The sequence below is a fragment of the Anaerocolumna sp. MB42-C2 genome (genome assembly GCF_030913705.1).
In the GTDB taxonomy this organism is placed as follows: domain Bacteria; phylum Bacillota; class Clostridia; order Lachnospirales; family Lachnospiraceae; genus Anaerocolumna.
Genome location: NZ_CP133190.1, coordinates 3772924 through 3796132 on the forward strand (window position 1 = coordinate 3772924; position 23209 = coordinate 3796132).

23 protein-coding genes and 1 pseudogene are annotated in these 23209 nt (G+C 36.6%); all 24 read left to right on the forward strand.

The annotated features are described in order from the left end of the window. Position 1: 1 nt before the first annotated feature. Positions 2–1288, forward strand: coding sequence for a sensor histidine kinase (locus tag RBU59_RS16770; protein ID WP_308143654.1), 1287 nt, complete (start codon positions 2–4; stop codon positions 1286–1288). Between the two features lie 230 nt (positions 1289–1518). Beyond that, positions 1519–1890, forward strand: a complete 372-nt coding sequence (locus RBU59_RS16775) for a GntR family transcriptional regulator (RefSeq protein ID WP_308143655.1) — start codon at positions 1519–1521, stop codon at positions 1888–1890. A 149-nt stretch (positions 1891–2039) separates the two neighbouring features. After that, a complete protein-coding gene (locus RBU59_RS16780) occupies positions 2040–2894 on the forward strand; it encodes an ABC transporter ATP-binding protein (protein WP_308143656.1) in 855 nt (284 codons plus the stop codon). Between the two features lie 4 nt (positions 2895–2898). Beyond that, positions 2899–3534 (forward strand): ABC-2 transporter permease, encoded by a 636-nt coding sequence (locus RBU59_RS16785; RefSeq protein ID WP_308143657.1) that lies wholly within the window; start codon positions 2899–2901, stop codon positions 3532–3534. A gap of 267 nt (positions 3535–3801) precedes the next feature. Continuing rightward, positions 3802–3990: a hypothetical protein gene (locus RBU59_RS16790; RefSeq protein ID WP_308143658.1), complete on the forward strand. Its 189-nt coding sequence runs from the start codon at positions 3802–3804 to the stop codon at positions 3988–3990. A gap of 51 nt (positions 3991–4041) precedes the next feature. Next, a complete protein-coding gene (locus RBU59_RS16795; protein WP_308143659.1) occupies positions 4042–5544 on the forward strand; it encodes a recombinase family protein in 1503 nt (500 codons plus the stop codon). 215 nt (positions 5545–5759) lie between these two features. Beyond that, entirely contained in the window at positions 5760–7004 is a 1245-nt protein-coding gene (locus RBU59_RS16800; protein ID WP_308143660.1) for an HD domain-containing phosphohydrolase, read from the forward strand. Between the two features lie 89 nt (positions 7005–7093). Further along, positions 7094–7258: pseudogene (locus RBU59_RS16805) on the forward strand (sporulation transcriptional regulator SpoIIID); the annotation flags it as partial. Between the two features lie 430 nt (positions 7259–7688). Continuing rightward, positions 7689–9719, forward strand: coding sequence for an NAD(P)/FAD-dependent oxidoreductase (locus tag RBU59_RS16810; protein WP_308143661.1), 2031 nt, complete (start codon positions 7689–7691; stop codon positions 9717–9719). Next, positions 9712–10692, forward strand: coding sequence for a polyprenyl synthetase family protein (locus tag RBU59_RS16815; RefSeq protein ID WP_308143662.1), 981 nt, complete (start codon positions 9712–9714; stop codon positions 10690–10692). Before RBU59_RS16810 ends, RBU59_RS16815 begins: the two co-directional genes overlap by 8 nt. Before the next feature lie 155 nt (positions 10693–10847). Beyond that, positions 10848–11768 (forward strand): UbiA family prenyltransferase, encoded by a 921-nt coding sequence (locus tag RBU59_RS16820; protein ID WP_308143663.1) that lies wholly within the window; start codon positions 10848–10850, stop codon positions 11766–11768. Between the two features lie 194 nt (positions 11769–11962). Continuing rightward, positions 11963–13072: a hypothetical protein gene (locus RBU59_RS16825; protein ID WP_308143664.1), complete on the forward strand. Its 1110-nt coding sequence runs from the start codon at positions 11963–11965 to the stop codon at positions 13070–13072. A gap of 223 nt (positions 13073–13295) precedes the next feature. Further along, positions 13296–14372, forward strand: a complete 1077-nt coding sequence (locus tag RBU59_RS16830) for an FAD:protein FMN transferase (RefSeq protein ID WP_330698352.1) — start codon at positions 13296–13298, stop codon at positions 14370–14372. 255 nt (positions 14373–14627) lie between these two features. Continuing rightward, complete coding sequence (gene rsxC, locus RBU59_RS16835) at positions 14628–15947, forward strand: electron transport complex subunit RsxC (RefSeq protein WP_308143665.1); 1320 nt, start codon at positions 14628–14630, stop codon at positions 15945–15947. A gap of 19 nt (positions 15948–15966) precedes the next feature. After that, positions 15967–16971, forward strand: a complete 1005-nt coding sequence (locus tag RBU59_RS16840; RefSeq protein ID WP_308143666.1) for an RnfABCDGE type electron transport complex subunit D — start codon at positions 15967–15969, stop codon at positions 16969–16971. Further along, complete coding sequence (locus RBU59_RS16845) at positions 16964–17605, forward strand: RnfABCDGE type electron transport complex subunit G (protein WP_308143667.1); 642 nt, start codon at positions 16964–16966, stop codon at positions 17603–17605. The genes RBU59_RS16840 and RBU59_RS16845 overlap by 8 nt, the downstream gene beginning before the upstream one ends. A gap of 15 nt (positions 17606–17620) precedes the next feature. Then, entirely contained in the window at positions 17621–18391 is a 771-nt protein-coding gene (rsxE, locus tag RBU59_RS16850; protein ID WP_308143668.1) for an electron transport complex subunit RsxE, read from the forward strand. Between the two features lie 15 nt (positions 18392–18406). Then, positions 18407–18982: an electron transport complex subunit RsxA gene (rsxA, locus tag RBU59_RS16855; protein ID WP_308143669.1), complete on the forward strand. Its 576-nt coding sequence runs from the start codon at positions 18407–18409 to the stop codon at positions 18980–18982. Positions 18983–18995: 13 nt separating this feature from the next. Beyond that, complete coding sequence (locus tag RBU59_RS16860) at positions 18996–19871, forward strand: RnfABCDGE type electron transport complex subunit B (RefSeq protein ID WP_308143670.1); 876 nt, start codon at positions 18996–18998, stop codon at positions 19869–19871. A gap of 97 nt (positions 19872–19968) precedes the next feature. Next, on the forward strand, positions 19969–20613 hold the full coding sequence (locus tag RBU59_RS16865) for a Gx transporter family protein (protein ID WP_308143671.1): 645 nt from the start codon (positions 19969–19971) through the stop codon (positions 20611–20613). 90 nt (positions 20614–20703) lie between these two features. Beyond that, complete coding sequence (locus tag RBU59_RS16870) at positions 20704–21726, forward strand: LacI family DNA-binding transcriptional regulator (RefSeq protein WP_308143672.1); 1023 nt, start codon at positions 20704–20706, stop codon at positions 21724–21726. 412 nt (positions 21727–22138) lie between these two features. After that, positions 22139–22288 carry a 50S ribosomal protein L33 gene (gene rpmG, locus RBU59_RS16875; protein WP_161836870.1) on the forward strand — a complete coding sequence of 50 codons (150 nt, stop codon included), beginning with the start codon at positions 22139–22141 and terminating at the stop codon, positions 22286–22288. 133 nt (positions 22289–22421) lie between these two features. Continuing rightward, the gene (gene secE, locus RBU59_RS16880; protein ID WP_308143673.1) at positions 22422–22631 is read left to right on the forward strand and encodes a preprotein translocase subunit SecE; all 210 of its coding nucleotides are present in this window, start codon (positions 22422–22424) and stop codon (positions 22629–22631) included. Between the two features lie 15 nt (positions 22632–22646). Then, entirely contained in the window at positions 22647–23162 is a 516-nt protein-coding gene (gene nusG / locus RBU59_RS16885) for a transcription termination/antitermination protein NusG (RefSeq protein WP_308143674.1), read from the forward strand. Positions 23163–23209: the final 47 nt, after the last annotated feature.

A 23209-nucleotide genomic window follows, 5' to 3' on the forward strand; every position in this document is an offset into this window, starting at 1 on the left:
TATGTTTCGTAAGCTCAAGAGTCGTCTGGTTTTATTATATGGATTAACCTCCAGCATCATACTTACCACGATTGTTGCCGGTGTATTCCTTCTTAATTTCAAACAAAATCAAGATCAGATCCGTCTGCTTTTTGAAAAAAATATGGAACAGATTATTGAAAAAATACGTACGGATAATGTAGTAAGCAGCAGTTGGTTATCAAAAATGCATTTGGAAAATCACATACTGATTTTCATTGACAGCAATGGAAGATCTCTCACTGATATAAAACATTCGAAAACATTGCCTGATCTGGATACTTTACTAAACAGAATTAAAAATAAATCAGAAGAAAGTGGTATTTACCTTGATCGGAAACAGCCATTGAATACCATGAAAAAAACACCCGTGTATAGTCTCAGTAATAGGAGCCCTTATATTTCACTGGGTATGGCCGCTATTATCTCGGATAAGGAAAACTGGGTAACCATTAGGGGTATTTATTATGATACATATGGAATCTATAATTTTGTCAGACAAATCATCCTATTTACTTTTATTGATTTAATTGGAGTCGCTGCCTTTTTTTTAATCAGTTCGCTGTATATCGGAAAAATATTAACTCCATTAGAAGAAGGACAGAAAAAACAAAATGCTTTTGTTGCAGCGGCATCCCATGAACTACGCTCTCCGCTTACCGTAATAAAAGCCGGTATCTTATCCATAAAGGAGGATATCACTAAAACAGAGCAGTTTCTTCCTCATATCGAAGGAGAATGTAATCGTATGACACGTCTTATCAGCGATATGCTTTTACTTGCTTCTTCAGATTCTAAATCCTGGAGTCTTAATAAGGAACCGGTGGATATGGATACACTTCTGATCGAAAGTTATGATATGTTCTGTACCTGTGGTAATAATAAGAATCTTAACCTTACGCTGGAATTGTCGGATCAAAACCTTAAAAAAGTGTATGGTGACAAAGAACGTATCAAACAGATACTTACTATTTTAGTGAATAATGCCATGGATTATACACCTCCCAACGGAACAATAGTGATACGGGCATATAACCAGAAGCATTATGTTACAGTAGAGATCGAAGATCATGGCCCTGGGATCAGTTTAAAAGATAAAAAGCTTGTGTTTGAACGTTTCTATCGTGGAGATGAATCACGAAATGATAAGAAGCATTTTGGACTTGGTCTTAGCATAGCGAGAGAACTTGTTGAACTTCATGGCGGTGACATAAGCCTTAAGGATACCGCAGGAGGCGGGGCTACTTTTATGTTTCGCCTGTTGTGCTAATTTAGTCTTACGAGTAAGCAGCGCAGCAGTCCTTAGAATGATTGTTTTGACTTTCGCATTACTAAAAATCCCTTACTTAAAAGTTTGGGATTTTTTTTAATCGTTTTTAATTCCTGGATAGACGAAGTAATTTCTATTAGTTCTTAGAATCTTGTTGACAAAACAGAAAAATAAGTATATATTGTATATAATGAATATACACAATAATTACACGTGAAAGAAGTGAACAAGTGGAGATCATTATCAGTAACTCAAGCGGAAAACCGATATATGAGCAAATTACCAATCAGATTAAAAATATGATAATAAGCGGAGAATTAAAGTCAGGGCAGTCCCTGCCATCAATGAGGCTTCTTGCTAAAGAATTAAGAATCAGTGTCATTACGACCAAGCGGGCCTACGAAGATTTAGAAAGAGACGGTTTTATTACAACTCTGGTTGGAAAAGGAAGTTACGTTTCAGAAACAAATACAGAATTTGTTAAGGAAGAACAGCTTAAAGTAATAGAAGAATATTTGCTTAAAGCTGCAGAAAGTGCCAAGGTAAGCGGAATTAAACTGGAAGAATTACATGCTATATTAGACGTAATTTATAACGAGTAAGAGTAATGCCATGCTGCTACCGGCATCGGCATGTTAAAACGAGTGAAAGAAAATATAGAGAAAGAAAGGTTGCCACAAGTGAATTCTTTTACTCCTTATTGTTTGTGGCAGTATCGCAGAATACCTGTGATATGCAATAGGTGTAAACTATGGATAATGCAATTGTTTTAGATGGTGTTACGAAACAATACAGTAACTTTAAATTAGATAAAATCTCATTTTCTGTGCCCAGGGGAAGCATTATGGGTTTTGTAGGAGAGAATGGAGCAGGTAAGACTACAACCTTAAAAACAATCTTAAATCTGGTTCATAAAGAGGCAGGTAATATCAGGGTTTTTGACCTGGATCATATTAAGGAGGAACGTAAAATAAAGGAACAGATCGGAGTTGTATTTGATGAAAGCTATTTTCATGACAATCTGACACTTGGACATATATCTAAAATAATGAGTAAGATATATTCTACTTGGGAGGAAAATACTTTTGAAAAATACACAAACCAGTTAAAGCTGCCGGGGGATAAGACGATTAAAGAATTTTCCCGGGGGATGAAAATGAAGTTATCAATCGCGGCGGCACTTTCCCATAAGGCGAAGCTCCTTATATTGGATGAGGCAACCAGTGGATTGGATCCTATTGTGCGGGATGAGATATTGGACATTTTTCTGGATTTTATTCAGGATGAAGAGCATACTATTCTGATTTCTTCCCATATAATCAGTGATTTAGAGAAAATTGCCGATTATATTACCTTTATCCATGAGGGTAAAATCGTATTCAGTAAAAGTAAAGATGACCTGATATATAATTACGGAATTGTACGCTGCAGAAAAGAGGATTACGATAAGCTGGATAAAAACCACATAGCAGGTGTACGCAGAAGCCAATTTGGTTATGAAGTTATGGTAGATAATAAAACAGAACTGGAACGTTTTCGAAAAGACCTAATCATTGACAGCACGTCAATTGAAGATATTATATTATTTAAAGTAAAGGGGGAATAGGAGGATGGCCGGATTATTTATTAAAGATTTATATAATATAAGAAAATACGTAAAACAAATCGGTTTAACCGTTATACTTTTTGCTTTTTTTGCAATTAATCTAAAAAGTCCATCCTATTTGGTAGGGATGATAGTTATGATGTCATCTATGCTGGTTATAACAACCATGTCTTATGATGATATAGCAAAATGGGATAAATATGCCTTAACTATGCCGATTGTAAGAAAAGATATCGTATTATCAAAATATATATTTTTATTTTTCACTGTAGTTACGGGAACCGTGATATCCGGTATAGCAGCAATGATTATGTCAGTGGTTATGAAAATACAAAATCCAATGGATAACCTGCTCTCAAGTGGTTTTATTGCTTTAATAGCAATATTTATGTTTAGTATTTTATTGCCTATTTTATTTAAATATGGAGTAGAAAAGGCGCGAATCATGATGTTTGCAGTGTTTGCAATTCCTTTTTTGGCAGTGGTGGGGCTGGTTAAGTTATTAGAACGTTTTAATATTCCAAAACCCGGTATGGAACAGTTGAAAATGTTTGGATTTGCTTTCCCGGTGATTGTATTAATAGCAGTGTTTATATCCTATAATTTATCTGTAAAAATATACAGTAAAAAAGAATTATAGAAGACTTAAACGTTCCATTCATGAAATACAGGAAATAATATTAGATATACTTACAATAATACCTGGATAGCAATTGAGAAAAACAGTCCCAGGTTGATGTGCTCCCTTGCGGTATGCGGTTTAAATAATAAAACTGTATACCACAAGAGGAGCATATTTTTATGGAAAGAAAAGCAGGAATCCGACAGCCTTAAGATTTCATATTAAAACAAGCATATCTAAAATAATACAATCATAGTATGTACAAAATGTAAATTGGCAGAATAAATGGAATTGAATAAACAATATCATCTTAATTATCAGAATGGACAGGAAACAAAAACAGAAAGACAAGCAAAAGGGAGGAAGAATAAAAATGAGGAACTACAGATATCTTTTCATAACCCCAACTCTGAACTGGATACAGCGAAATTTATAGCCAGATTAATATTAGATAGTCTGGACAAACCGGAATGAGATACGAGGGAGGCAAAAAGCCTGATAAGTACCAAGGAAAGGAGACAATCGATGAAAGCGGTGGCTTATTGCAGAGTATCTACAAATAAAGACGAACAACTGGACAGTCTGGAGAGCCAACAGAATTTCTTTGCTGAATATGCGGCGAGAAATGCATATGATTTAGTTGATATCTATGCGGATGAAGGGAAAAGCGGTACCAAGATAAAAAACCGAACCCAGTTACTAAAACTGTTAGCGGATGCAGGTTCAGGTAAATTTGAGATCGTCCTGATAAAGGATATATCCAGACTGGCAAGAAATACGGTTGATTTCTTAACCAGTATAAGGAAATTAAAAGCTCTTAATATTCGAGTCATTTTTGTAAATTATGATCAGACTTCCTCGGACAGTTCAGAATTTATGCTAACTATGTTAAGTGCAATAGCACAGGAAGAGAGTGCCAATACTTCTAAGCGTGTCCGATTTGGAAAAAAACAGAATGCCGAACATGGAAGGGTACCAAACTTAATCTATGGATATGATAAGATAACCGGAGATTATTTTCATCTTAATATTAATATTGAAGAAGCAGACGTGGTAAGACGGATATATGACCTTTATACCAATAAAAATATGGGTACAAACCGTATCGCTTCCTTATTAAACCGGGAGGGAGTTCGTACAAAGCGAAACTGCTCCTGGACCCAGAATGCGGTAAACCGCATATTGTCCAATGAAATTTATGTGGGAAAAATAATAAACGGAAAAGAGGAAATTGAAGATTTCTTAACCGGCAAACGAAAAAGCAGGAATGAAAACCAATGGATGATTGTAACAAATCCGGACCTGAGGATTATATCGGATACCACCTTTTTAAAGGCAAAAGAAATACGTAATAAACGAATAAATTCCTTCCCCCCAGATACCGGTTCAAATAAATATATATTAAGCCAGCTAATTAAATGTAAATACTGCAAATCAACGTTCCGCAGACTTGCAAGAACCTATAAAAATACATATGTAACCTGGGTATGCAACGGACGTAACAGCAAGGGTACCTGCTTCTGTAATAATTCAACATCTATAGAAGAAACAAAATTACTGGAAGCTATTAAGAATTATTTTATAACCATATTAAAAAACAATCCCGAAACCTGCCGGATTTTTGTGAAAGAGTATAATAAGAAATTAAAAAGAAAAGAGCGGACATCCGATAAAGAAAAAGAAAAGGAAGCGAGAATTAATAAACTAAACAGAGAAAAACAGAAGTATATGGAATTGTATACCAATGATCTTATAACTATGGAAGAGTTAAAAATTAAGGTAAATTCCATACAAGAAAAAATAAAGGAGTACCGGATGGTTGAGCAGGAGGCTAAAAAGCTTTATAATACTCCTGCATACAATATTGATTTACCCCGGTATCTGGAGGAGTTTTTAAAGGACAGTAATGTGGCTTCCGTTCTATTACTCAGAAATCTTCTGGACAGGGTAGAAGTAGATATAAATGGGAATATTGATATATATCTGGGGGTATATCCTGTTATGAAAGAAGAAAACCATAAGTTATAATTTGTGGCACTATCAGCTTCCGTTGATAGTGCTTTTACTTTTTTGTGTATTTTTTTTGCCAATATAACTTGATTAAACAGCAAGAATAATGGTATAATTTGTCTAAAAAGCAAGAAAATTACAAAAATGATGTAAACCGTGGGAGGGTTTGTTTCAACAGGAAATAGAATATTAGAGTCTATTGTCTGATAACAATTTTGTCGGGGGTTATTATAATGTCATATAAAATCAGGGAACTGCTTGATGTTAATTTATTGGAGAAATCAATACATGATTTTTATAAGTTAACGCATGTACCAATATCATTTGTTGATATAAACGGGGAAGTGATTTACAATGCCGGATGGATGTCTGCATGCTCCAATATCGAGTGTAACTATCAAGAGTTTCAAAATTTATGTATTAGAGAATGCTGGAAAAACAATGATACCTGTTTACAGTCTGAAAGAGAAATCAGTTGTATTTGCGGTTTAAAGATGTATAGAATACCGGTATGTATAATGAATTCTGTTATTGCTAATATTTTTTTATGTGAGATCAAAGAAGAAACCTGTATAGATGTTTCAAAAGCGGCTGAATCTGCGGAATATACTGCATCTGATTTTTCACAGCGAAAGTGTAAGGATTTTAATACATTAATCGATTTTATGGAACGAAATATTCATTTATTCAGCGATTTTTTCTCCAGACAGATGAAAGAACAGGAAATGGGCAATAAACTTCTGGATAATTATGCAGAGATGAAACTATCCTATGATCAACTGATAACAGTTAATAATGAGCTTAAGTTTAACATTTGGGAACTACAACAAAGAATTAATAGAGAAGAAATGATCAGAAACCCAAAGATAAGACCGGTTGAAAAAAAGTATTTTATGAATACAGTAACGGCACTGGGATTACTGATAGAAAAAAAAGATACTTATACAGCCAGGCATCAGAGAAGAGTTGCTTATCTGGCATGCAGAATTGCTACGAAAATAAAGCTGGAAAGAGAACGTTTTGAGGGGCTGTACGTAGCGGCTATGCTTCATGATATAGGAAAAATCGGAATACCATCGGAAATTTTAGCAAAACCGGATAAGTTAACGGATGCAGAATATGAATTAATCAAAACACATGTGGCAATTGCATATGAAATATTGAGCAAAATAGGATTTCCCTGGCCGGTGGCAGATATTGTTTTACAGCATCATGAGAAGATAGACGGCAGCGGTTATCCGAACGGGCTTTTAGGAAAAGACATACTTCTGGAAGCAAAGATTATCTCAGTTGCCGATGTTGTAGAAGCTATTACAGCCCACAGGCCATATAAACCTGCTTTAGGTATAAATTATGCCTTGGAAGAAATAAAGAAATATTCCGGTATCTATTATGACCCTGAGATTGCGGAGGTATGTATTCAGGTATGTACCGATATGAACTGGGATATTATATATCAGGATAAGAGGTTTTATTAAGTTTTATATTACTGGTAAATGTTTACACCCAAGTCAATAGTTTATGATCAATAATTTGGTAAACATTCTAAACGTTCGTTTCTGTAACATCCATACATAAAGACGTTACAGAGCGTCTTGGGCAGATTAATCCATCCCTTGCCAACAGAGCCAGAGTCGTTTTGGACCTCAACAAATCTGAAAGGCATATAAGAGGAGGCTTGGCAACAAAAGAAAAATACCTTCATAAATCAAAATACAGCCAGATCTATTAAGTAATTTTATGAGTGAAATGCAGCCTCTAAAGAAAATTGAGAATTGTAGATATAGGATGACATAAAAAGGAACCGGTTTAAGGACCGATTCCTTTTAACGTTACCGAGAATTTCTAAGTGAAATAACAAATTTTTTTAGAGTTGTTTGACAATTCTGCAATATTAAGGTAATTGTTTGCAGATGATTAAATTTTTTGTTGAATAAAGAGTATTAAATTTTTAAATTATATGTTATAATGGTATCATTAAAAAAATGCGTAAAATTGTATTTGTCGATTTTTGAAAAAATTTGGTTATTGTTCACAGTTTTTCGCAGGAGAGTGAACAGTAACAAAGTATGAAATCGATGATTAATATTTTAACAAATACAATTGACGGATGCAAATAAATTTGATACAATTCATCTGTAATTTTGGCGAAGGAGAAGAAGATGGAGAAAAAGATAGTAATTATCGGTGCAGGGTATTCCGGTATCCTTACGGCTAAAAAATTAGCCAAAAAATTTAAGAAAAACAGTAACGTAAGTATAACAATCATTGATAAGAATCCATTTCACACTATGCTGACAGAGCTTCATGAAGTAGCAGCCAGCCGTGTAGATGAGGACAGTATAAAGATCAGCCTGACAAAGGTTTTTGCAGGAAGAAACGTTGATGTAAAGCTCGATACCGTAACCAGTATAGATTATAACGGTAAAACTGTAATTGGTTCCAATGCATCCTATAAGTATGACATTTTAGTATTGGCAGCGGGTTCCAAACCTACTTATTATGGTGTGCCGGGTGCAGAAGAATATACGTTTAAATTATGGTCTTATGAGGATGCTGTTATATTAAAAGATCATATTCATAATACGTTTCGCAAAGCAGCTTGTGAACCAAATACAGAAGAAAGAAGAAAGATGTTATCTTTCTATGTGGTTGGTGCAGGTTTTACCGGTGTTGAGATGATTGGTGAATTAGCAGAATATGTACCGATTCTGTGTGAAAAATACGGTATTAATAAAAGTGATGTAACCATGTTTGATGTGGACGGGTTAAGCAGACCTATTCCGAATCTGCCCGAGAAGTTATCGGATAAAGTTGCAAAACGTTTGGATAAAATGGGCGTTCAGCTGATTATGAATGCTACTGTAAGCAGTGTTGGAACTGACTATATTGAATTAAAGCAGAATGATAAAATATTACACAATACAGCAGGTACCGTTATCTGGGCAGCGGGTATCCAAAGCACGGATGTTACTCAGAACTCAGGAAGCGCGCTGGAGATAACCAGAGGCGGACGTGTTCAGGTAGATTCTTACCTGCGTTCCACCAAGAATGAAAATGTATATATTACCGGTGATAATATGTTCTATATTCCGGAAGGAGAAGAACGTCCGGTTCCTCAGATGGTAGAAAACTGTGAGCAATGTGCAGATGTGGCCGCACATAATATAACATGTGCGATTAACGGACAAGGTAAGATGGAAGTTTACAAACCTGCTTTCCATGGGGTTATGGTTAGTATCGGCGGACGTTATGGTGTGGCTCATGTTGGTTTGCCGGGGCATTTCTTCAGCCTGCCTTCATTCCTTGCAATGTTTGCAAAACATTTTATTAATATCATTTACTTTATACAGGTTCTTGGATGGAATAAAATATTCAGTTACGTAAAACACGAATTCTTTACGATTAGAAATTGCAGAAGTTTTGTAGGAGGTCATTTCTCCAACAGAACCCCTAGCTTTTTGCTTGTTCCTTTACGAGTATGGCTTGGCGCGGTTTGGGTTTTTGAAGGTATTATGAAGATTGCAGAGGGCTGGTTTAATAAGGCCATGCTTACTGACTTTTTCGGTGGCGCAAATTCATGGTATAACAGCATATTAGGTATCACAAATACCCCAGGCGGTACAGATGCCGTATCAAGCGCTACCACAGCAGCGGCGGAAAAAGCAGCACCCGCAGCGGATGCGGTAACAGCAGCAACAGGAGCTGCCGCCGATGCAGCAGGAGCAGTTGCCGATGCGATTGGTAAGGTTTTAGTTCATTGGGATATCTTGGGATTGGTTAAAGTTATATTTGTAACCGGTAAAGATTTAGCAAGTTCTACAATCAGTGACTATGCATTTAAATTAGATATTCCGGTTATGAACTGGTTTGTCCAAACGTTAATACTGCCGAATTCCGGTGTACAGATTGCAATGCAGATATTTATTGTACTATCTGAAATTCTAATCGGTCTGGCATTAATGGGAGGTTTATTTACAGCTCCTGCAGCAGCATTTTCACTAATACTAAATTTTATGTTTGTAACGACAACCGGATTATATTTAAATACTTTCTGGATGATTTTTGCCGCTATAGCAGTATTGATCGGAGGCGGAAGATCCTTAGGACTTGATTATTATGCAATGCCTGGACTTAAGAAATTATGGAAGAGAATACCACTTGTAAGAAAGTTGTACATTTATAATGATTAATGATAAAACAAAAGTGAATGATACGATTCAGTTGATAAAATTTGATGATGCGCTTGAGCTTGTGAAAAAGGAATCGGATACGGTTTTATCCAAGTCACCGCTTATAATCAGGGGATACACCAAACATCTCATGGCATCAAGGGGAAAGTACATCCGTGCAATGTCTGTAATTATTTGTGCAGAAGATAAAAACGGGATGGTTCACCCGAATGCCGTTAAAATAGCAGCTGCAATAGAAATATTGCATCTTGCTACCCTGGTGCACGATGATGTTATTGATAATGCGGATCTACGAAGAGGTGATGTAACTCTTCAAAAAAAATACGGAAAAAGAACCGCAGTTATATGCGGGGATTATCTCTTGTGTGCGGCGCTGAATTTAGCAGGTTCCATATCAGGTAAACAGGACTACCTGGATTTAGATATGCCTGACTATATGGGGAAAGTATGCCTGGGTGAATTAAACCAGCATATTAACAATTCCAATTTAAATTTATCCGTATATCAGTATTTAAAAATTATTTCCGGTAAAACGGCAGCTTTATTCGAAGCATCTTTTCATGCAGGCGCAATTTTTTCTGACTGTGATAAGTCAGAATGCAGAAAGTATAAACAATTAGGGTATCTTATAGGTATGATTTTTCAATTAACGGATGATTGTATTGACTTTGAAGATACGATGGAATCAGCAAAAAAACCGGTGCAATCGGATTATGAACAGGGAGTAATTACCCTCCCCCTTATACATGCTTTAAAAAATATAAGCGGGTTCAGTGAAAAGGCAGCAAATTCCGGTATATCAAGAACTGAAATCAATGAGGCGGTTTCAAAAGCCGGAGGATTGAACTTTACTCATATGGTAGTGAAAAAATATTATAATAAGGCTGTAAAAATAATAAATGGTTTAGAAGTTTCAGATAATAAAAAAGAGAAACTTATGACCATATTAAGCAAAGCGGCAAGAGCAATCTGATTAGACGATTCTGAATAATATTATACTTACCTGTTATAATAAATCATACGAATACCAGAATCAGACTTTAAAGGCTACTAAAACGATGGAATTCGTATTAATTATAGGGTATATGGAAAAGATGATAACCTGGCAGATGAATATGAGGAAGATTCATGATTAGAAAGTTCTTAAACTATGTTGAGATCAGAACGAAAATAACCAGTACTTTTACATTCGCAATGGCAATTGCTTTTCTTATGTATCAGGGACAGGTAATAGACTGGAAGCTTACGTTACTGTTTTTTGTTTCCATGTTTTTATTTGATTTAACTACAACCGCTATTAATAATTATATTGATTCAAAGGGTAATGAGCAAATATTACCGGGTAATGTGCAAATATTACCCTTTGAAAGAAAAACGGCTTTGGTTTTGATTTATATTTTATTAGGGGCAAGTATTTTACTTGGTTTAACGCTTGCTTATTTTACTGATATGGTCATTCTGATAACCGGCGGAGTCTGTTTTTTATGCGGTATTTTATATACTTACGGCCCAGTTCCCATATCCAGACAACCATTAGGTGAGGTTATGTCCGGAGCGTTTTACGGAATTTTAATTCCGTTTATTATATTCTATATAAATACACCAAAAGGTACTTACATTACACTTAGTTTAAGTTTAAGTACGATTTCTTTTACATTACAGGTAGTACCAATTTTGACACTTCTGCTATTTGCTGTTATACCTTTTTGCTCAACAGCAAATATTATGCTGGCAAACAATATCTGTGATCTGGAAAAAGATATTGCCGTGAAAAGACATACATTGCCCTATTACATCGGTAAAAAAGCACTTGCGCTGTTTGCGTTGCTTTATTATGGGACATATGCTGCAGTTTTTATTATGGTTGTATTTAAGATACTATCTCCCATTTGTCTGCTATCCTTGCTTACTTTATTTGCAGTGCAGAGGAATATTAATAAATTTTATAACAAACAGGAGAAATCCACTACATTTATATTGTCTATCAAAAATTTTATAATTATTATGGGTACTAACGTTTTGCTGATTCTAATCAGCGTTTTTGTTTAACAGGAAGATTTTCTGAACTCCTCTGTTAAATAAAAATACTGGAAGTGAGATGCTGATTCGTTTGATTTATATACGTTTAATTTGTAGGATTTTTGTCAATATGTTGTATTTTAGCAATTAAGGTTTATTCTTCCGGTTCTTTAATTAATCAGAATCGGATTGAAATAAAAAAAATATTTAGGAGGAAATATTATATGAAGAAATTATCAGCTTTATTACTTAGCTTAATTCTAGTGGTTACAATGATTACTGGATGCGGCAGCAAATCATCACAGACGAATGGTGATGCAACAACAGCTACAGTAGAACCAACAACTGCAGCTGCAACAACAGAAGATACGGCTGCAACAGAAGAAGAAACAGCCAGCACCGGAACACCGGTTAAAACTGGTCTTGCAGTAATCAATGATATCAGTTCATCTACATCTGCAACTGCTGATGCTGATGGTGTAAACCAGACAAATTCCGTAGTAGTGGCTGTAACAGTTGGCCAGGATGGTAAAATCTTAGATTGCAAACTTGATATGGCTCAAACAAAGATCAATTTCTCTAAAGAAGGTAAATTAACTACATCTGCTGAATCATTTAAATCAAAACAAGAACTTGGTGCGGATTACGGTATGAAATCTGCTTCCGGTATCGGTAAAGAATGGTTTGAACAAGCAAATGCTTTTGCTGATTATGTAACCGGTAAAACTGTTGACGAAGTAAAAGGGATCGCAGTGAATGAAGAAGGCGTACCTACTGATGCTGATTTAGCATCATCTGTAACAGTACATATCGGTGATTTCGTTGCCGCTGTAGAAAAAGCAGTTGCCAATGCACAGGATTTAGGTGCTACAGATGCTGATAAACTTGGTCTTGGTGTTACAACCAATATGGAAAACTCCAAAGATGCTGCAGCTGATGCTGATGGTGTAGCTCAGGCTTATTCTTATTATATCGTAACTACTTCAGATGCAACCGGTAAAATCACAAGCTGCCTTATTGATGCTTCCCAGGGTATTGTAAACTTCGATGCAACCGGTAAAATCACAAATGACATTACAGTAGCTCCTCAGACAAAAGATGAGTTAAAAGAAGCTTATGGCATGAAGAAAGCATCCGGACTTGGTAAAGAATGGTATGAAGAAGCAAATACCTTTGCTCAGTATGCTGTTGGTAAGACAGTTGATGAATTAAAAGGAATCGCTGTTAATGAAGAAGGCGCTCCTACTACTGCTGACTTAACAAGTTCTGTAACAATTGACATCAAAAACTTCGTAACATCAATTGAAAAGGCTGTTGCAAATTCAGCACAATAACTTATAAGTAATTGTTTTTCTGTTTTGTGTTAAAAGATATTAATTAATATAGGGCTGTTGCATAGTTTATAAGCTTAATTACTTGCGGAAGAATTAGTGTTGTGTTTCGCATATATATTACAACATGGATCCAGCTTCAAGTTCGGCAGGTTGTAGATTTTGCAGCAGCCCGATTTTTATGATAAAAAACCGGCAGCCGGTAACATTTAAAGAGGTGATTAATTTGAGAAAAAAATTAATAGCATGTTTATTAACCATAGTTTTTGTCTTTAATTTAACAGGCTGTTCAAAATTTAATTTACCATATTCAACAAAATTAAAGCGTTTCGATGCGAGCTTTCTGGAGTTGTTTGATACGGTAACAACAATTACCGGTTATGCAAAAGATAAAGAAGAATTCACAAATTATGCTCAGATGATTTATGATAATTTAAAAGAATATCATGAACTTTATGATATATACAATGATTATGACGGAATTAATAATGTTAAAACAATCAATGACAATGCCGGTAAAAAACCGGTTAAAGTTGACCAGAGAATTATTGATTTATTGAAATTCTCAAAAGAAGCCTATAAGCTTACAAACGGGCAGATGAATGTTGCGTTTGGGGCTGTACTTAGTGTTTGGCATGATTACCGCACCAGGGGTGTGGATGATCCTGGGAATGCCAAATTACCTCCTATGGATCTGCTTAAGGAAAAAGCGAAACATACAGATATTGATAAAGTAATTATTAATGAAAAAGATTCAACCGTGTACCTTAAAGATCCGGAGATGAGCCTTGATGTTGGGGCAGTAGGCAAAGGGTTTGCAACGGAAAAGGTTGCTGATATAGCATATAAAAATGGTTTTAAAAGTGGCTCCATAAGTGTGGGAGGTAACGTACGTACCTTAGATCCCAAAGCAGATACCGGTGAAGCATGGAGCATAGGTATTCAAAATCCTGACTTGGAAAGTAAAGATAAATATTTATATATATTAAACTTAAAGAATATGTCACTGGTAACCAGCGGCGTTTATGAAAGATATTATACGGTGGATGGGAAACAGTATCATCATATTATTGACCCGGATACTTTAATGCCGGCTAAAGGTTACTTATCTGTTTCCATCGTGACAAAAGATTCCGGAATGGCAGATGCTCTGGCTAAAGTTATTAATATGCCCTTTGAGGAAGGGCTTAAACTAATAGAAAGTATTCCGGATACGGAAGCAGTGTGGGTATTTGAAAACGGAGATATTAAATATAGCTCGAATTTCGAATCTTATATAAAAAAGTCCTATGTTGTAAAATAAATATTTAACAATAAAAGCTGGTGCTCCCTGGTGTTTTTTTGGGAACCGGCTTTTGTTGAATTCTTAAATTACTTGAGTTAATGCAAAAATATGCTCCATTTGTTTAAAAAGTGTTTGTTAAAAATTTAATTATACGACAATTCACAAAAAAAACTACAAAAAACATTTGTTTTGTGTTATATTAATATACATGACTGCAATTTTTCAGCATAAAGATTCAATTACTATATTAAAAATAGAAAGAAGGAAATAAATATGGGAACAGCGACATTTATAGGCGGCATTCATCCCTATGAAGGTAAGGAATTATCGAAAGATAAGCCAGTCACCGAATTAGTGCCCAGGGGTGAAATGGTATATCCATTGGCTCAGCATATTGGTAAACCGGCGATGCCGCTCGTATCTAAAGGTGATTATGTTTTGATGGGGCAAAAAATTGGGGAAGCCGATGGATTTGTTTCATCCAATATAATAAGCTCCGTATCGGGTACCGTCAAAGGAATCGAACCAAGACTGACAGTGTCCGGCATTATGGCATCTGCTATCATTATTGAAAATGATAATAATTATAAAGCTCTGGAAGGACTGGGGCAAAAGAGGGATTATAGCAAATTAAGTAAAGGTGAGATTAGGGATATCATAAAAGAAGCCGGTCTTGTAGGACTTGGTGGTGCAGCTTTTCCTACTCATGTTAAATTAACTCCTAAGGATGACAATAAAATTGACTATGTAATTGTTAATGCGGCAGAATGTGAGCCGTATCTGACCTCTGATTACAGAATGTTAATCGAAGAACCTGAAAAATTAGTTGAGGGTCTTAAAATTGAATTGAGCCTGTTTCCTAATGCAAAAGGTATTATTGCCATAGAAGATAATAAGCCGGATGCGATTGCTAAGATGCAGGAATTAGTAAAAGAGGAATCCAGAATTGAAGTAAAACCTCTTAAGACGAAATATCCTCAGGGAGGAGAACGTTTTCTGATCTATGCTGCAACCGGACGCAAGATAAATTCTTCACTTTTACCGCTGCATGCCGGATGTATTGTAAATAATGTTGACACTGTAATTTCGATTTATATGGCTGTTGCAATGTCAACTCCTTTAATGCGCAGAATAGTTACGGTTACGGGGGATGCCATAAAAGATCCCAGGAATTTTAATGTAAAGATAGGTACGAATTACAGAGAATTAATTGAAGCGGCAGGAGGATTTATAAAAGAACCGGAAAAGGTAATATCCGGGGGTCCCATGATGGGTCAGGCTTTATACTCCTTAGATATTCCGGTTACAAAAACTTCCTCAGCACTGCTTGCCTATGGGAAAGACAGGGCGGCCAGAATGCAGTCTTCAGCCTGTATACGTTGCGGCAGATGTGCAGCAGCCTGTCCTAGTCGTATTATACCCCAAAAATTATATGAGTATTCACAGCGGTTTGACAGTGAGAACTTTATTAAATTTAATGGAATGGAATGCTGTGACTGCGGCAGCTGTACCTTTGTGTGCCCAGCAAAATTAAACCTGAATCAATCCTTTAAAGAGATGAGAGCCAGTATACTAAGCAGCAGAAAAAAGTAGAAAGAAAGAGGTGCCGATTTTGAGCAATTTGTATAATGTGTCCGCTTCTCCTCACACAAGAAGCCGGGTGACCACAACAACAATTATGCAGGATGTGGCGATTGCGCTGATTCCTGCCAGTATATTCGGAATTTTTAACTTTGGTTTGAAAGCCTTATTGATTATCTTAACATCTATTGTAACCAGTATATTAACGGAATATGTATACGAAAAGGCGATGAAAAAACCGCTTACGACAGGGGATTACAGTGCTGTTGTCACAGGTTTATTATTAGCCCTTAATCTTTCAGCTTCTGTGCCGTTATGGATTCCGGTAATAGGTAGTATTTTCGCTATTCTTGTTGTAAAAATGCTCTATGGCGGTATCGGTCAGAATTTTATGAATCCGGCTCTGGCAGCAAGGTGTTTTTTATTAATCAGTTTTGCCGGAAGAATGAATAACTTTCAGATATCTGCAATTACGGACACTGGATCCGCACCAAATCTTTTCCAGTATTTAAGTAAAGGCGTAATAGCCATAGACGGTGTATCCGGTGCAACTCCTCTTGCAGCTTTACGCGCGGGAGAATCAGTTGATATCATGAATCTGTTTATCGGAAGAACAGCCGGGACCATAGGTGAGACCAGTGTAGCCGCAATCTTAATAGGTGCTGCTTATTTACTCCTTAAGAAAGTTATAACCTGGAGAATTCCGGTAATGTATCTGGCTTCTTTTTCCTTATTTGTTGTATTATTCGGAGGAAAAGGATTAGATCCGAACTTTTTAATCGGCCATCTGTTCGGAGGCGGCCTTATGTTAGGCGCTTTCTTTATGGCAACGGACTACTCCACCAGCCCAATTACTACTAAGGGGCATATTGTATACGGAATCATCCTGGGTATTATGACCGGACTGTTCCGGCTATTCGGGGCATCTCCGGAAGGGGTATCCTTTGCAATAATATTCTGCAACTTATTGGTTCCGCTGATTGAGAAATTTACTCTGCCAAACATGTTTGGAAAGGAGGCCAAAGCAAATGAGTAATGAAATAAATGTAAGTAAAAAAGGCACAATTTTAAAGGATGCCTTAATACTGTTTGCCATCACTTTAATTGCGGGATTTGCTTTAGGCTTTGTACATGAAATTACAGTCCCTGCAATAGAGGAGCAGAATCTAAAGGCTAAGATGGAAGCTTACCAAACAGTATTTCCGGGAGCTTTAGAGTTTAAAGAAGATAAAACATTGACACTTAAAACCGGTGAAGCAGCTAAAGTATTAGAGCCAAAGGGGTATACCAATATAAGTATTGATGAAGCGCTTATTGCAACGGATGAAGCCGGTAACAAGCTTGGTTATGTGGTAGTAGTTACCACACAGGAGGGTTATGGCGGAGCGATTACCTTATCCTTAGGTTATGCTGAGGATGGTACGGTTAAAGGAATGGAAATTCTATCCATGAATGAAACAGCGGGACTTGGTGCAAAAGCTTCGACAAAAGAATTTAAACAACAGTTTGCAGACAAAAAAGTCGCTGAATTTGCTTATACCAAAACCGGTGCAAAAAATGAAAATGAAATCGATGCTTTAAGTGGTGCCACAATTACCACAAGAGCAGTGACAAATGCAGTGAATTCAGGATTATGCTTCATTACGGATTTAGTGGAAGCAGGAAATTAAAAAGGAGGGGATAGGATGAGTCAGAATAACGAAAACAGTAACAAACTGCAAAAAGAAGAAAAGAAAAATTACCTGGAACCTTTTATGAACGGACTTATAAAAGAGAATCCTACTTTTATCTTAATGCTTGGTTTATGCCCTACTTTAGCTGTTACAACCTCGGCTAGCAATGCAATCGGAATGGGGTTGTCTTCCACTGCGGTATTGGTATGCGCTAATTTTTTGGTATCCTTATTAAGAAATATCATACCAAGTAAAGTAAGAATGCCTTCTTATATTGTTATTGTAGCTTCTTTTGTTACAATAGTACAATTTTTATTACAGGGTTATGTACCGGCCATATATGAATCGCTGGGTATTTATATTCCACTTATCGTAGTAAACTGTATTATCCTCGGCAGGGCGGAAGCTTATGCAAATAAGCATTCTGTGGGTCTTGCCGTTATGGATGGTTTAGGAATGGGATTTGGCTTTACGATAGGTCTTCTGTTTATAGGAATGTTTAGAGAGATACTTGGAGCAGGGACAATCTTTAATATTCAGATTATGCCAAAAGCATTTGAGCCGGCGACAATCTTTATCTTGGCTCCGGGAGCTTTCTTTGTATTGGCAGTCTTAACAGCGCTTCAGAATAAGTTTAAATTAAAATCTGCTACCAATGGCTCGTCCCCGGATTCAAACCTTGCCTGTGGGGGAGATTGCCAGGCCTGCGGTGGGATTTCCTGCATGGTTAACAGAGAAAAGTTAGAATTCGATAAAATAAATAATAAAGCAGATAAAGAATAAGGAGGAAAGATTTAGATGGGAGAATTATTACTGATCTTTATAGGATCCGCATTAGTCAGCAATGTCGTACTAAGTCAGTTCCTTGGCTTATGTTCTTTTGTCGGCGTATCCAAAAAAGTAAATACGGCAATGGGAATGGGGTTTGCAGTTATCTTTGTAACTACAATTGCTTCAATCTGTACCAGCTTAATCTATAAATTTATATTAATACCCAGTGGTCTTGAATATTTGCAGACAATAGTGTTTATCTTGGTTATAGCAGCTTTGGTGCAATTTGTAGAGATGGTTATTAAGAAATACAGTCCTGCACTTTATAATGCACTGGGTGTATATCTGGCCTTAATTACAACCAATTGCGCCGTATTAGGTGTGGCCCTCATTAATGTTAAAAAAGATTATGGTATTCTTACCAGTATTGTTAATGGTGTGGGAACAGCAGTCGGTTACCTGATAGCCATAATTCTTTTGGCGGGTATCAGGGAAAGAATCGAACACAACGATGTCACGAAATCATTTCAGGGAATGCCCATCGTACTGATAACGTCAGGACTTATGGCAATTGCATTCTTTGGTTTCTCCGGTTTAATATAGGAGGTAGGAATAGATGAATATAACAATTATAAATGGTATTCTGCTAAATAGTTTTCCTGTTTTAGCTCTTAATTTAGCCGGAGTAGGAGTAGCAACCCTGTTAATCAGTGCGACCGGAATTATCATCGGCCTGTTTCTTGGCCTGGCTGCTAAAAAATTAGAAGTTGAAATAGATGAAAAAGAACAGTTAGTACGAGAGCTTTTGCCCGGAAATAACTGTGGAGCCTGCGGATATCCCGGTTGTGACAATCTGGCACAGGCAATTGCGTCAGGTAATGCACCTGTAAATGCCTGTCCGGTAGCTAACAGTAAAGTTCATGGGCAGATTGCCGAAGTAATGGGTACGGTTGCTCAGGAGACAGAAAGACAAGTTGCATTTGTAAAATGCGCCGGCACTTGTGATAAAACAAAAGTAAAATATAACTATTACGGAATTCAAGATTGTAAAAAGGCAGCTTTTACACCGGGAAAAGGTCCGAAACAATGCGGTTATGGCTGCACCGGTTTTGGTTCCTGTGTTAAGGTATGTCAGTTTGATGCAATCCATGTAGTAGACGGTGTTGCAATCGTAGACAAGGAAAAATGTACTTCCTGCGGTTTATGTATTAAAGAATGTCCTAATAATTTAATAGAATTAGTACCTTATAATTCCGGACATTTTGTAAGGTGCAATTCAAAGGATAAAGGTAAAGAGGTAAAAGCGGGCTGCAGTATTGGCTGTATCGGTTGCATGATGTGTGTGAAAGCCTGTGAGTTTGATGCGGTAAAAGTTGAAAATAATCTTGCCCGGATTGATTACACGAAATGTACGAATTGCGGTAAATGTGCAGAGAAATGTCCTACCAAGGTAATTCTGGCAGATTTGAAAGAGCATTCCGTCAGTTTATAGATAAGAAACAGATTGAAGTTTTTGGCTGATAAAACAATAAGAATGAGGTTAACTCAATCATAAAATGTATTAAGGGTATGCCGATTAAGAGAAGGGGATGCTGCGAAATTCAAAGCTTTTTTGGGAGAAAATAAAAGGAAAGCCCAGGTTTTGCCCTGTAAGTGAATTTTTTGCAGCAGCTCCTTTTGGCATATTTATACAGTTAATGTATATGGGAGTAGAAAAGAAAGGAAGATTACAGATGAATAATTCTAAAGCTAAAAGAGTAGCGTTTTACGGAATGTTTGTTGCTCTGGCTTTTGTATTCAGCTATATAGAAGTGCTGATTCCCTTCTCCGTAGGAATTCCGGGCGTTAAGCTCGGGCTTGCGAATATTGTGGTCTTGACGGCATTATACGCGATGGGAGTTAAGGAAGCCTTTGTTATATCCTGTATACGTATTGTACTGGTTGGATTTACTTTTGGTAATATGTTCAGTATTTTATACAGTCTGGCAGGAGGAATCTTAAGCTGGCTGATTATGTGCATTTGTAAAAAATCTAAAGTATTTAGTATGATTGGTGTCAGCATAGCCGGAGGTATCAGCCATAATATCGGACAGATAGTGGTGGCGGCTATTGTTCTCCGAACGCAAAGTATTGTATATTATCTGCCTGTTTTACTCATTTCAGGTATTATAACAGGGCTTCTGATAGGACTTCTCGGAGTCTGGCTGTTAAAAGTACAGATGAAGATGTTGTGACTATCATGGCTTTAGTTCCGGCAGACACAGATATGTTTTTTCGGAGGACTGAATAGTTACAAAATATTAGTGTTTTAGAGGTAAAAGACAGTGGCAAAAAAAGTGGCTACAATAAAAGATATTTCACTAAGCTGCGGTGTATCGGTTTCTACTGTAAGCAAAGCATTAAACGGATATCAGGACATTAGTGAAGCAACAAGGGAAATGATTATAAAAGCAGCCAGGGAAGCCGGATATTTTCCGGAGGCCAATGTAAGGGCGTTAAAGATGAAAAAGACGTATAACATTGGCGTTTTATTTTCTACACTTTCTAAGCATGGATTGCGTAATGAATATTTTGCACATATTTTGGCTTCCTTTAAAGAAAAGGCAGCTAAACGGGGTTATGATATTACTTTTATAGAACACAATATAGGTAATCGGAAAATGACTTATCTGGACCATTGCCGTTTACGGAATTTTGATGGAGTGTTTATAGCATGTGCGGAATTTACGGAACCGGAAGTTCTGGAATTAGTAAACAGCGACTATCCTGTTGTTACCATAGACCATGCATTTAACGAAGCAATATCCGTTTTATCCGACAATGTTGAGGGTATGCGTCAGCTGACTCAATATATAATAGACCAGGGACATAGAAAGATAGCTTATATTCATGGAACGAAATCATCCGTTACTCATAACAGATTGGTAAGCTTTCATAATGTTTTAAAGGAAAATGGTATAACTGTTCCTGAGGAATATTTTGCCCAGGGTATATACCGAAGTGCGGAATCCTCAGAAAAATTAGCACTGCACCTGCTTAACCTTAAGGATCCGCCTACTTGTATTATCGCATCAGATGATTATGCTGCTTTAGGTGTAATGAATACGGCAAGGCGGATGGGCCTTAAAATCCCTGAGGATATTTCTGTAGCAGGATACGATGGAATCTCGGTTGCCCAGGCGCTTGAACCGAAGTTGACGACAATCAAGCAGGATACGGATAAGATAGGTTTCGAAGCGGCTAGACAGCTAATTAACTTAATAGAAAATCCGATGTCTACATCGCTGGATACCATTTATCTAAAAGTTCAACTGGTTAAGGGTGGATCTGTCCGTAATCTTCGTTAGTTTGATTGCCGGGGGTCTCCTTGTGTTGTTACAGTTAAGCCTTACGGCTAAACTGTAACAAATGATACATAGCACATAAGTCTCGGGGGTTCTCAGTTCTTGACTTCGCTACATTCACAAAAAACACGTCGCGTTGTTGCCTGTGAACAGTAACAACAGTTATCCTGTATTTCACTTATTTATAAATAAAACTTGAATTATTTCTTAAGAAGTATTATAATTATATAGCATTTTAAAAAAAATATTGACGTATGTTGTAGAGTATGTTATATTAGACTAGCGATGGAAGAGGTCTTTTTTTTATGCCTAAAAACCCTGTGTACCGTATATTTTACACAAAATCTTAATTATCAGCAAATTAAGGGTAAAATGAAAGTTCACTAATTTTAAAATTTAAGCGGAGGTGGAAGTTGTGCGCGTAAAGATCACATTGGCATGTACAGAATGTAAACAACGTAATTATAACATGACAAAGGAAAAGAAAACACATCCAGACAGAATGGAAACAAAAAAATATTGTAAGTTCTGTAAGTCACACACATTACACAAAGAAACAAAATAAGATGTCTAATCTTCTATACAAGCAGAGCAATTATATAAAGAGTTTAAGTGTGTTCTGTAACTACAGTTTATAAGAACCGGTACAGATGCTTAACAACTTTATAACTGCATTGTTAAGAAAGGAAAGTGAAAACATGGGAGAAACTGCTAATACCACAGAGAAAGCTCCAAAGAAAAGTTGGTTTAAAGGCCTGAAAGCTGAATTTAATAAAATTGTTTGGCCGGACAGGGAATCACTTGCGAAGCAGTCAGTGGCAGTCATTGTAATATCCGTAGTTTTGGGTGTAATAATCTCTATATTGGATTTAGGTATTAAATACGGTATAGATGTTCTTATCAAATAGGATATAGGTGATTATATGTCAAAGACGAATTGGTACGTTGTTCATACTTACTCAGGATATGAGAATAAGGTAAAAGCCAACATTGAGAAAACAATTGAAAACAGAAAACTTCAAGATCAAATCTTAGAGGTTTCCGTTCCGCTTCAGGATGTTATTGAGGTGAAGAACGGTGTTAAGAAAAAAGTCCAGAAGAAAATGTTCCCTGGGTATGTTTTACTTAACATGGAAATGAACGATGATACTTGGTACGTAGTTCGTAATACGAGAGGCGTCACAGGATTTGTCGGTCCCGGATCGAAACCAGTTCCGTTAACGGAAACAGAAATGAAGTCAATGGGAATCAAAAAAGACGATATTGTGATAGATTTTGAGCTTGGTGATACGGTTGAAGTAATCTCCGGTGTGTGGGAGAATACCACAGGAATCATTAAGCAGATTAATACTCATAAACAAATCGTCACAATCAGTGTTGATATGTTTGGTCGTGAAACTCCTGTCGAGATAAGTTTCACTGATATCAAGAAAATGTAAAAAACATCTAGAATACCTAAATTCCGTTGCAGATAAAGTGAATCTAG

Bases quoted from the DNA above. Each gene is read 5' to 3' on its own strand.
- RBU59_RS16770 (WP_308143654.1), top strand. From the start codon at position 2: ATGTTTCGTAAGCTCAAGAGTCGTCTGGTTTTATTATATGGATTAACC.
- RBU59_RS16780 (WP_308143656.1), top strand. From the start codon at position 2,040: ATGGATAATGCAATTGTTTTAGATGGTGTTACGAAACAATACAGTAAC.
- RBU59_RS16785 (WP_308143657.1), top strand. From the start codon at position 2,899: ATGGCCGGATTATTTATTAAAGATTTATATAATATAAGAAAATACGTA.
- RBU59_RS16790 (WP_308143658.1), top strand. From the start codon at position 3,802: ATGGAATTGAATAAACAATATCATCTTAATTATCAGAATGGACAGGAA.
- RBU59_RS16795 (WP_308143659.1), top strand. From the start codon at position 4,042: ATGAAAGCGGTGGCTTATTGCAGAGTATCTACAAATAAAGACGAACAA.
- RBU59_RS16800 (WP_308143660.1), top strand. From the start codon at position 5,760: ATGTCATATAAAATCAGGGAACTGCTTGATGTTAATTTATTGGAGAAA.
- RBU59_RS16810 (WP_308143661.1), top strand. From the start codon at position 7,689: ATGGAGAAAAAGATAGTAATTATCGGTGCAGGGTATTCCGGTATCCTT.
- RBU59_RS16815 (WP_308143662.1), top strand. From the start codon at position 9,712: ATGATTAATGATAAAACAAAAGTGAATGATACGATTCAGTTGATAAAA.
- RBU59_RS16820 (WP_308143663.1), top strand. From the start codon at position 10,848: ATGATTAGAAAGTTCTTAAACTATGTTGAGATCAGAACGAAAATAACC.
- RBU59_RS16825 (WP_308143664.1), top strand. From the start codon at position 11,963: ATGAAGAAATTATCAGCTTTATTACTTAGCTTAATTCTAGTGGTTACA.
- rsxC (WP_308143665.1), top strand. From the start codon at position 14,628: ATGGGAACAGCGACATTTATAGGCGGCATTCATCCCTATGAAGGTAAG.
- RBU59_RS16845 (WP_308143667.1), top strand. From the start codon at position 16,964: ATGAGTAATGAAATAAATGTAAGTAAAAAAGGCACAATTTTAAAGGAT.
- rsxE (WP_308143668.1), top strand. From the start codon at position 17,621: ATGAGTCAGAATAACGAAAACAGTAACAAACTGCAAAAAGAAGAAAAG.
- rsxA (WP_308143669.1), top strand. From the start codon at position 18,407: ATGGGAGAATTATTACTGATCTTTATAGGATCCGCATTAGTCAGCAAT.
- RBU59_RS16860 (WP_308143670.1), top strand. From the start codon at position 18,996: ATGAATATAACAATTATAAATGGTATTCTGCTAAATAGTTTTCCTGTT.
- RBU59_RS16865 (WP_308143671.1), top strand. From the start codon at position 19,969: ATGCTGCGAAATTCAAAGCTTTTTTGGGAGAAAATAAAAGGAAAGCCC.
- secE (WP_308143673.1), top strand. From the start codon at position 22,422: ATGGGAGAAACTGCTAATACCACAGAGAAAGCTCCAAAGAAAAGTTGG.
- nusG (WP_308143674.1), top strand. From the start codon at position 22,647: ATGTCAAAGACGAATTGGTACGTTGTTCATACTTACTCAGGATATGAG.